We start from the raw sequence: 1,489 nt of genomic DNA, 5'->3' as shown, positions 1-1,489 counted from the left end.
CAATAGTGGTTCAGCCTACCTATTTGACACTACTACTGGCAGTTTGCTCCAGAAATTTACCCCACCCGACGGTTCTGAAGAAGACTTCTTTGGAGGGTCAGTAGCTCTAAGGGATAACCTTGCTCTGATTGGTGCCACAGGAGACGATGACAACGGAAGAGAAAGTGGTTCAGCATACTTGTTTACCATCAACCCTCAACCAACACCAGAGCCATCATCGCTCTTAGGAATAGCAGGAACAGTAGCGATCGCCGCCTTATCCCGAAAGAAGCAGCAGAAAAAATAACAATAAAAATTTATCATTTTCTTTGTGGGTTTAATACCCCACCGTCTACACGGTGTTCAAAATTACTTGGGGGAGCGTAGACGCGGAGCGGCTTGTCGAAGACTATCCCCATGTAATTTTCCTCCTGTCTCCAGTATAGCTGTCTCCAGTATAGCTGTCTCCAGTATAGCTGTCTCCTTCTTCAACATAGCTAATTTATTAAGCAAAGATCCAGAGTCTGAATTCTTTGCTTGATTTTTTTTGAGAATTCTAGTTATACCATGTCCGGATAATTAGTGATGAAAACACTTTTTTCCTGATCTCAATTCTCAATTCTCAATTCTCAATTCTCCTCCCTAATTAGGGCTGGCTGATTAATTATAAAAGTATTTACAGATAAAGGTTTTAGCGTTTTAGCGTTGAAAAAAGTACCAACTTTTTGGTAGAAAAAGCTCATGCATGCTGGTATTTTAGGATGATTATGGCAGAAAAATTGAGAGACAATTCTTGCTCCTACCTCCTGGCTCATTCCCATTTCTCCTGTCTCCTGTCTCCCCCTCCTGGGAGGAGGGACGGGTTGTCTCCTACAAAGAGCAAAAAGACTTTCCATACGCAGACCCTAATTATTTATAAACGCACCCTACTGGAGCGACACACTACAAGTTTGGCACTATTTTACCTGTATCATGGCGCTACAATAATGAACTACGGTATTATGGCTCGATAATATTGAGATTACTTTTAACTTTTAATATCAAATCCGTTTAATTGGACATAAAAAAAATCTTCAATCGCCATAACTACGTTTATCTTTGTAATTCTTTCTCCTCCTGACTCCTGAGGACTGACTTCCCCTCCTGGGAGGGGTTAGGGCAAGGAAGGGGTGGGTTGACTCCTCCTAACTTAACCATTCTATGGCTGTTTAACCGGATTTGATATAACTTATTATGTTAACTCCAGGACAAATCTTAAAACAACGTTACCAACTACAAAAACAACTAGACCGTACTATACCAGTATTTGTAGGTTGGGTTGAGGTAACGTAGCTTGCTTCCCGTAAAGGTAACCCAACATAAACCGAAAACGTAAAGGTGTTGTTGGGTTTCACTGTCGTTCTACCCAACCTACTTTTATCAAGTTCAAAACTTCCCAAACAGCGCTCGCCTGATTACTCAGTGGGTGATAATTAATTTAACTATTGTACAATAGTCAGGCTCGGAAACT

1 protein-coding gene is annotated in these 1,489 nt (G+C 41.0%); it reads left to right on the top strand.

The annotated features are described in order from the left end of the window. The coding region (locus tag ACP6PK_RS29020) for an FG-GAP repeat protein (protein ID WP_426564907.1) at positions 1-286 on the top strand (286 nt) is incomplete at its 5' end. Positions 287-1,489 lie beyond the last annotated feature (1,203 nt).

Origin of the sequence: Dapis hubbardiae BLCC-M172, assembly GCF_050016015.1 — a bacterium.
In the GTDB taxonomy this organism is placed as follows: domain Bacteria; phylum Cyanobacteriota; class Cyanobacteriia; order Cyanobacteriales; family Microcoleaceae; genus Trichodesmium.
This window is presented reverse-complemented; position numbering and strand designations above follow the sequence as displayed.